This is a genomic window from Candidatus Burkholderia verschuerenii (assembly GCF_001189365.1).
GTDB lineage: Bacteria > Pseudomonadota > Gammaproteobacteria > Burkholderiales > Burkholderiaceae > Caballeronia > Caballeronia verschuerenii.
Map to the genome: position 1 here is coordinate 23,795 of NZ_LFJJ01000044.1, position 8,755 is coordinate 32,549.

Below are 8,755 nucleotides of genomic sequence, written 5' to 3' on the forward strand. Positions count from 1 at the left end.
GTTCAGCGGCAGAGGCGCGTCCGGATCGATGCGCGGTAGTCGGGCGAGGGACCACATGAAAATATTAATCTACGGGCTGAACTACGCGCCCGAGTTGACCGGAACGGGCAAGTACACGGCGGAGATGGCGGAAGCGCTGGCCGACGCGGGCCATGACGTCCGCGTCGTCTGCGCGCCGCCGTATTACCCGGAATGGAAGGTCGGGCACGGCTACCGGAGCTGGCGTCATCGTATCGAGACGATGCGCGGCGTGCGCGTGTTCCGCGCGCCTTTGTGGGTGCCGAAGCAGCCGAACGGCAAGAAGCGCATGTTGCATCTGGCGTCGTTCGCGCTGGCATCGCTGCCGGCGCTGGCCGCGCACGCGTTCTGGCGTCCAGAAGTCGTGATGACGATCGCCCCGAGCCTCGCCAACGCGCCCGGCGCGCTGGCGCTGGCGCGTCTGACGGGCGCGCGGTCGTGGCTGCATATCCAGGATTACGAAGTCGATGCCGCGTTCGATCTCGGTCTGCTCAAGAGCGATCGCGCGAAGAAGACGGCCTGCAAGCTGGAGAGCCGGCTGCTGAAGCGTTTCGACGTGGTGTCGTCGATTTCCGACAAGATGGTCGAGCGCGCGATCAAAAAGGGCGTGAGCCGCACCAATGCGTTCCTGCTGCCGAACTGGGTCGATACGTCGGCGATTTTCCCGCTGGAGCGTCCGAGCGAGTTTCGTCGCGAGTTGGGCATCGGCGAGCATACGAAGGTCGTGCTGTACTCGGGCAACATGGGCGCGAAGCAGGGCCTCGAGATCGTCGCCGAAGCGGCGGCGGCGGCGTTGAAGACGCGTCAGGATATCGCGTTCGTGTTCTGCGGCAACGGCGCGACCAAGCTCGATTTGCAGAAGCGTTGCGCGGATCTGCCGAACGTGCGCTTCATGAGCTTGCAGCCGATCGAGCGTCTGAACGAGCTGCTCAATCTCGCGGATATCCACGTTCTGCCGCAGCGCGGCGATGTCGCCGATCTGGTGATGCCGTCGAAGCTGACGGGCATGTTCGCCAGTGCGCGCGCGGTCATCGCGATGGCGCAGGAGAAGACCGAACTGTTCGAAGCCGTGAACAAGCGTGGCGAGGTCATCAAGCCCGAATGCGTCGATGCTTTGGTCGATGCGATCGAGAAGCTTGTGGCTAACCCCGCGTTGCGGGCGAATCATGGGGAAGCTGGACGCGCTTATGCACAGGAACGGCTGTCGCCGAAGTCGGTGTTTGCTCGGCTTGAGGATCGGTTAATTACGCTTGTTGGGGGACGGCCGCCGCATCTGCCCGGAGTGCGGGTCAAGGATGTCGTTTCTTCTTCTTCCGATCTGGCTCGGAGTGAGGTTTCTGAGCTTCCGCCGTTGGTCAGGATTGCTGAGCCTACTATCATGCCGCAGATCGAAAAGATCGATTGATCTTTGCTTTTTTGGGCTTCGTGGTTCTCTTGTCGCGCTTTCATTTTCAGTAGCCGCCTCCCCGGCGGAAGGGTTACTTTCTTTGCGGCGGCAAAGAAAGTAACCAAAGAAAGCCGCTGGCCGATCCTAAGCACCTTCTTGGCCGGCCGCGGCACAGGACTCTAGACTTGGCACAGCAATAGCGAGTGTCTTCACGGTTTGTCCGGGCGCTGGTTCCCATGCGATCAGCGCTTTCTCGCCCACCTCGGTAACGGTCCCCTTCGGCTTACTCCGGCCTCGCTACGCGGCCGGTTTAGGGCCGTTTGGGCCACCGGCAGATGTTCAGCGAAACGATCTCCCACACCTCATCGCGTTTATCGTTATTCGGCCCTACCTTGGTCCGCGCTTCAACACGCAAACACGCGCACGCGCCGTACAGCGCGATGCGAGCAACATCTATCAAGCGAAAAAAATCAGATAATGAAAGTAAAGCCACGCAATGCAATGCAAGAGAAAGCAAAGCCTCAAAGCCAAAGCTGGATTTCGGCTGCGGTTGAATGGCGACAGCGGTAGAAGTTTTGTCGAAGCACTGACCGGGGTAGGGCCGAATAACGATGAAACCGAGGAGGCATTCGAGTTTGTTTCGGTGATTGCCTGCCGGTTGCTTATACGAACCTAAACCGGCCGCGCAGCGAGGCCGGAGTAAGCCGAAGGGGACCGTTACCTTGTCGGGCTAGAAAGCGCGGATCGCATGGGAACCTGCACGCGAACACTCCGTAAAGACACTCGCTACTGCTGTGCCAAGTCTCTAGTCCTGTGCCGGGGCCGCTCAAGAAGGTGCTTAGGATCGGCCAGCGGCTTTCTTTGGTTACTTTCTTTGCCGCCGCAAAGAAAGTGACCCCCCCGCCGGGGAGGCGGTTACTGAACATCCAATCCCACAAAAAAACAATCAATAAGGCGACTTATAAATATCCCGAACCTGTCCACGAGCCGGCGGCTTAAGCCCCCCCCGGCGTAGGATAAAGCGCCGCCGCCGCGCCCTGCGGCATCATGAGCGCCTTATTAGCGTTAGCATCACGCCCACCGCGCCGCAACTGAGCGCCCCCGGCAGGATTCCCCACATACCCATTCTGCTGCGCCAGCAACTTGTCAGTAGGCGATAACGCATCGGCGGCAGCGCGCCCCTTGCCGGGCGCACCGCCATAAGGATCGCCGTATCCCTGCGGACTGCCCAGCAGATTCATCTCCGAAGGCGGCACGCCGCCCGCCTGCGCGATCGCCGCATCGGCGAAATTGCCCGCATAGGCGCAAGGCGCGAGCGCGGCGATGGCCTAAGGCAGAAGAAGCGCGAGTTTCATCAGTATCTCCAAGCGAATTGCCGATCCGGCAGCGATCGGATGCCGATCGAACGAACCCGTAGCTTACGCGAACGGAAATGATGCAAATGTGCACCAAACCGCGCTCGGACATCGGCGAATGCATCCTTTCAGTGAAGCGCGAATAAACCTGAAAGCGCGCATGCAACGCACTTGTGCGCGCGTTTAAACAGGATATTGCGCGCCATCGCCGGCTACGGCCAAAAGTTATGCCGATGCGGCCATTCATGTCGTAGCGCACGCGAGGTCTTCGACCCTTCGCCGATAATCAACCTACCGTATGGCTCGCTGCAACGACGTGTGCGTCACAGACCAGACGCATCCGACGATAAACATGCGGAACAGCGGCATCCGTCAGACGAGTGCCGACAGAAGAATCAAGGCCAATCAACGAGGCTTTCCGGGCAGGCGCATTTGCACGCATTCCGGACGGCAGCGCCCCGCACAGGGCGCACCGTCGCGAAGTGAATCGGCAGGGACGCACGAACACGGGCGGGGAACACATGGACAGAGTGATCGACGAGCTGATCGACGAGCGACGCATCGAGGCTGCCGGCAAGAGCGGCCGCGACGACGCTCATCCGTCGCGCGCCACGCAGACGGCGGGCAAGGTCATCGACCTGTCGCTCGCGGGTCCGGGCAACTTCGTCGCCAAGCGCGGCGTGCTGACCGAGATTGTGTGGTTCTTTCTCGAAGCCTGCTTCATCAACAACAAACTCATTCCGCTGTCGTTCGTGCGCGTCGCGCTGCTGCGCGCGTTCGGCGCGCGTATCGGCAAGAACTGCCGCATGCCGCATCCGATTCGCGTGAAGGCGCCGTGGAATCTCGAAGTCGGCGACAATTGCTGGTTCGGCGTCGACGCCTGGATCTACAACCAGACCAACATTCGTATCGGCAACAACGTGTGCATCTCGCAGGGCGCGTTCCTCACCACGGGCTCGCACGATGTCGCCGGCAACATGGATTTGCAGGTCGCGCCGATCGTGATCGAGGACGGTGTCTGGATCACATCCAAATGCGTGGTGCAGATGGGCGTCACCATCGGCCGTTCCGCGGTCGCCACGCCGCTGTCCGTCGTGCACCGCTCGCTCGAAGCGGAAGGCGTGTACGGCGGCAATCCGGTGCGCTTCATCAGAAAGCGCTTTCCCGCCTGACGATCGCCGCGCCAGGCGCGCACGCGCCCTGTGTGTGACATCCATCAATGGAAACGTTGTTCGTGGTCTCGAGGCGTCGCGCTACGTGGGCAATGACGCATACAGACGACGCGCCTGGCCCGATGCTTCAGTTTCGTTCGCATGAGAGAGGCGGGCGGCGAGCAGCATGAGCCGGAAATCGTGAACCCGAATCGTGGGACACCGCGAAGGAGGCAGCGAGGCTGGACCGGAACCCTGCAATGCTTACGAGGATTCGCAGCAGGGCGCCGTCGATATCGATCGGATTCGTCAGCGCGCGTGGCATCGACGGATACGACGTTTTGAACCAAGGGTCAAAAAGCGCGGTGAGTGCCGGGCATCCGACGATGCGGGCGTGCCGCTCAAGCACGGAATAACAAGGAGTACGGGGCATGTTCATTGACAGCCGAAGCGTGGAAGAAGGCGCAGTCATCGATACCACGGTGTGCATCATCGGCGTCGGCGTGGCGGGGATCACGATGGCGCTCGAGCTCGAAAAGCAGGGCATCAACGCATGCCTGCTGGAAAGCGGCGGCTACAAAGCCGACGACGAAACGCGCGACCTGTATCGCGGCGAAAACGTCGGCGTGCCGTACGAGTTCGCCGACGGCAGCAGCAACTGCTGGGGCGGCTGGTGCCGTCCGCTCGATCCGTGGGACTTCGAAAAGCGCGACTGGGTGACCGACAGCGGCTGGCCCTTCGGACTCGACGAACTGCGCCCCTACTACGCGCGCACGCATCAATTGCTGCAACTCGGCGAGAACAACTTCGATCCGGCTTACTGGGAAGCGGCGATCCATCGCAACGACGTGCGCCGTCATCCGTTCCCGAGCGGCAAGGTGCGCGACACGATCTCGCAGTTCAGCCCGCCGGTGCGCTTCGGCAAGGTCTATCGCAACCAGTTGCTGGCGGCGAAGAACGTGCGCGTGCCGCTGTTCGCCAACGCGCTGAACATCGATACCGACGCGGACGCCAAGACCGTCACGCAGATCGACGTCGCCACGCTGTCGGGCCGCCGTTTCGCGGTGCGCGCGAAGCAGTTCGTGCTGGCGACGGGCGGCATCGAGAATGCGCGTCTGCTGCTGGCGTCGAACAAGGTGCAGAAGGCGGGTCTGGGCAACGGCAACGATCTGGTCGGCCGTTACTTCATGGATCATCCGCGCATCATGTCGGCGAAGGTGAATTTCCGCGACGAATGGGCGCGCAACAAGCTGTACGACATCAAGTATCACTACCAGAACAAGGCTGTGTCCGCGCACGGCACCTTCATCTCGTCGCAGTTCGCGCTGACGCAATCGGTGCTCGAGAAAGAGAAGCTGCTGAACGCGCGCTCGTGGTTCTACTCGGTGTTCCGCGGCGAAAACACGGAAGGCGCGGAAGCGCCGATCCGCGCCAAGCAGGCGGTGTTGAAGAAGGATCAGCCCGGCTACAGCATGAGCGGCGATATCGTCAAAATGCTGATGCATCCGGTCGATACCGCGTGCTTCGGTCTCGCGCGCCTCTTGCAGCCGCGTTCGCTGATCACCGAGGTGAAGATCCAGACCATCGTCGAAGCGGAGCCGAATCGCGACAGCCGCGTGACGCTCTCGACGCAGAAGGATGCGCTGGGCCTCAATCGCGTCGTGGTCGACTGGCAGGTGACGGAACTGGTTAAGCGCACTTTCGATCGCACGGTTGCGCTGCTCGCCGATGAGCTCAAGCGCGGCAACGTCACCGATATCGAACTCGACGAAGAGCTCGAAGGCAAGCCGTGGCCCGCGCAGCTCGAAGGCACCTGGCATCACATGGGCACGACGCGCATGCACGATTCCGACAAGCAGGGCGTGGTCGACCGCAACCTGAAGGTGCACGGCATGAGCAACCTGTATGTCGCGGGCAGCTCGGTGTTCCCGACCGTCGGCGCGAACTTCCCGACCATCACGATCGCCGCGATGACGCTGCGTCTCGCGGGCCATCTCGGCCGCGTGATCAAGGGCGAGGACGGATCGGCGACGCTGGTCGCATCGTCGGGACTGCCGCTGCGTAGCGACGCGCCGGAAAGCCTGCCGATGGCCGCATCGGCGATGCATATGCCGGGCGATCTGGCCTGGCCGCTGGCCAAGAAGTAAGGCGTTTGTCTGCATCGCCCGAAGCGCCGCCGGATCGCACGTCCGGCGGCGCTTTCTGTTTTGGGCCGGGCTGCCTCGTTATATATAATCGCCGGTCCAGTCCTGGCTTCGAGGTAACGCTCTCGTGAAAACGCTCATCGCATCCGCACTCCTGGTTTCCATGCTCGCCGCGTGTTCGTCGGCGGAGAAGGAGAAGCAGAAAGAGGCCGGCTACATGCACACGGAGCAATCGCTCGGCGATGCCCAGCGCGCCGCGACCATCTCTTGCGACAGCGCCGCTCAATGCGATGCCGTCTGGTCGCTGACCAAGACCTACGTCCAGCAGAATTCGAAGGAACGCCTGACGCGCGCCGACGACGACGCGATTCAAACCGACGTGCCTTACGATTCGGGAAAAGCCGTGTTTTCGGCGACGCGTGTCGCCAATGGAGCGGGAAGCGGAAAGGGCGGCGGCGCGATCGTCACGCTCTACGCGCAATGTCGCGGCATGTACGAACCGGACCGCAAGCGCGGCTCGGATTACGACGACTGCGCGGAGAAGATTCTCTCCACGCAGAACGGTTTCGCGGCTTATTTGCGGGCGCATTTGCCCGCGCGGTGATCAGCGCTTGATCGACGTTTGATCAGCGCTTGAGCGAGGCGGCCATCGGGCCGCGCGCGAAGGCATCGCCGCGCGTCGTGCCGCCGGTTTCGCACAGCACGCGCAACAGGTCTTTCGACATCGCATCGACGTGAAAGCGCTTCATGAAGGTCTGGAGCGCCTGTTCGCGCATCGCTTCGCGGGCGGCGGCGTCCATCTTCAGCCACGCCGACAGTGCATCGGTCGCGCCTTCGACGGTATCGGTCGTCACGATGCCCGCGCGATCGTCCTTCACTTCGCGCCAGATATTCACCTTGTCGGAAATCAGCACCGGCATGCGCAAACCCAACGCTTCCGCCACCGCGATACCGAAATTCTCCTGATGCGACGGCAGCGCGAACACGTCGCTTACGCGGAACGCGCCCCACTTTTCTTCGCCCGTCAGCATGCCGGTCCAGGTCATGCGATCCGCGATGCCGAGTTCCTTCGACAGCGCGCGCAACTGGATTGCGTAGTCGCTGTCGTCGGGGCCGGCCATCACGAGATGCGCGTTCGGATCGAGATCGCGCACGGCGGCGAAGGCCTTGATCAAGAGATCGCAGCCCTTCTTTTCGTGGATGCGGCCGAGGAACAGAATCGAGCGCTTGTCCGCGAGATGCGGGAATTTCGATAGAAACGCATCGCGCAGGGCGGGCGAGTCGTCGGGCGGCTGACGCGTGCCGAACGCGACTACTTCCTCGTTCGCGCGATACAGCTTGAACGACTGACGCGCCAGCAGCTTCTCTTCCTGCGTCGTAAAGAGCACGCGCTTGGCATCGCGCAATACGCGATATTCCGCCCACGGCCAGTACAGACACTTCTTAAGATGCTTGAGCGGATAGGTGCGCTTGAACCACGGATCGAGCATGCCGTGCGGGAACACGTAGTAAGGCACGTTGCTGTTGCGCAGCGCCTTCCACGCACCGTAGCTCTGATACTGCCAAAGCCCGTTGACGATCACCGCATCGAAGCGCGCGGCGTGATCGTTGAGCCACGGCACCAGCGCCGGGCACAGGCCGTAGAAGCCTTTCGACGGTCCGAGCGCGTGCAGGCGCAGCGGGAACGCGGCGACATAGGGCGCGTCGAGCGATACGACTTCGATTTCGTGACCCATCGCCCGCATGCTGAGGCCGCTTTGCAGCACGCCTTCGGTGGGGCCGCCCGCGCGCGGATCGACGGTGGAGAGCAGATGCAGGATCTTCATATTCGAACTCGATTCAATGCGTGGGCGGGCGGCCGGATCAGGCCGACGGCGCGAACGAACTCGCACCGGCGGGCGGGTCGTTGCGGCCCGGTCCTTCGTGCGTGAGGTCGAGCGCGTGCGCCGCATGCGCGGGCAGGGCTTCGGGCATCGGTTCGTCGAAGGGACGGAAGTCGGGCGGCACGCCGTAATACGGTTTCCTGAACGAGCGACGGCTCGGATTCTGCGTGGCGGCACGCTCGCGGATGGCATGCGCGATGCGTCCGTACGCCGCCACCAGCAGACCGAGCGCGACGCCGTACACGACGCCCGAGAAGCGGTTGCCGAGCGGATTGCCGCCGACCGACGTCGCGGGCAGCGAGGCCACGATCAGCAGCGCGCGGCCGAGCACGGGCAGATACATCACGTCGGGCGCGCGCGACTTCCATGCGCGATACGCCATCGAGCCGCGATACAGCGCCCACAGAACGGCGATCGGCAGCGCGATGCCAAACAGAATGCCGCCCGCGAAGAACTGATAGACCCAGAAATTGTGGCCCGCGGCCCATTCCTTGATCGCGTAGAAGTCCTTCTTGCTGAACTGGCCCGCGAGGTCCGGCAGATAGGTCGGCGAATAGCGAGTCGGGCCTGCAAAATTGAATTTGCCGGAATGGACCCGACGACGCAGTCTGGTGCAGACGTAAACGCACATCTCAGCCAGGTCTGCAGCGCACGAGTAGAGGTTGAGGCATGACGTTGAGCTGAAAACGCGCCCACGCGAGCAGCAAAAAGAATATAGGGCCAAGGCCCAGACGAACGATCGCGCGCAGCAGCCAGCGCAGGTTGTAGCCGGCCGCACACAGCACCGCATGCAGCGCGTCGCCGGTTTGCCCCTTGA

5 protein-coding genes and 2 pseudogenes are annotated in these 8,755 nt (G+C 62.5%); 4 read left to right on the plus strand and 3 right to left on the minus strand.

What is annotated here, in order from left to right; translation table 11 throughout:
• Positions 1-55 precede the first annotated feature (55 nt).
• The 4 genes from BVER_RS10760 to BVER_RS10780 all read left to right on the plus strand — a co-directional run bounded on the left by BVER_RS10760 (position 56) and on the right by BVER_RS10780 (position 6,659).
• Positions 56-1,423, plus strand: coding sequence for a glycosyltransferase WbuB (locus BVER_RS10760; RefSeq protein WP_050453297.1), 1,368 nt, complete (start codon positions 56-58; stop codon positions 1,421-1,423).
• A 1,858-nt stretch (positions 1,424-3,281) separates the two neighbouring features.
• A complete protein-coding gene (locus tag BVER_RS10770; RefSeq protein WP_157056001.1) occupies positions 3,282-3,932 on the plus strand; it encodes a DapH/DapD/GlmU-related protein in 651 nt (216 codons plus the stop codon).
• Between the two features lie 410 nt (positions 3,933-4,342).
• Entirely contained in the window at positions 4,343-6,058 is a 1,716-nt protein-coding gene (locus BVER_RS10775; protein WP_050453299.1) for a GMC oxidoreductase, read from the plus strand.
• A gap of 124 nt (positions 6,059-6,182) precedes the next feature.
• Positions 6,183-6,659 carry a hypothetical protein gene (locus BVER_RS10780; RefSeq protein WP_050453300.1) on the plus strand — a complete coding sequence of 159 codons (477 nt, stop codon included), beginning with the start codon at positions 6,183-6,185 and terminating at the stop codon, positions 6,657-6,659.
• A 22-nt stretch (positions 6,660-6,681) separates the two neighbouring features.
• Here BVER_RS10780 and BVER_RS10785 read toward each other — a convergent pair whose 3' ends face one another.
• The 3 genes and pseudogenes from BVER_RS10785 to BVER_RS10795 form a co-directional block, all read right to left on the minus strand.
• A complete protein-coding gene (locus BVER_RS10785) occupies positions 6,682-7,881 on the minus strand; it encodes a glycosyltransferase (protein ID WP_050453301.1) in 1,200 nt (399 codons plus the stop codon).
• Positions 7,882-7,918: 37 nt separating this feature from the next.
• Positions 7,919-8,497: pseudogene (locus tag BVER_RS10790) on the minus strand (hypothetical protein); the annotation flags it as partial.
• Between the two features lie 73 nt (positions 8,498-8,570).
• A pseudogene (locus tag BVER_RS10795) lies at positions 8,571-8,755 on the minus strand (IS5/IS1182 family transposase); the annotation flags it as partial.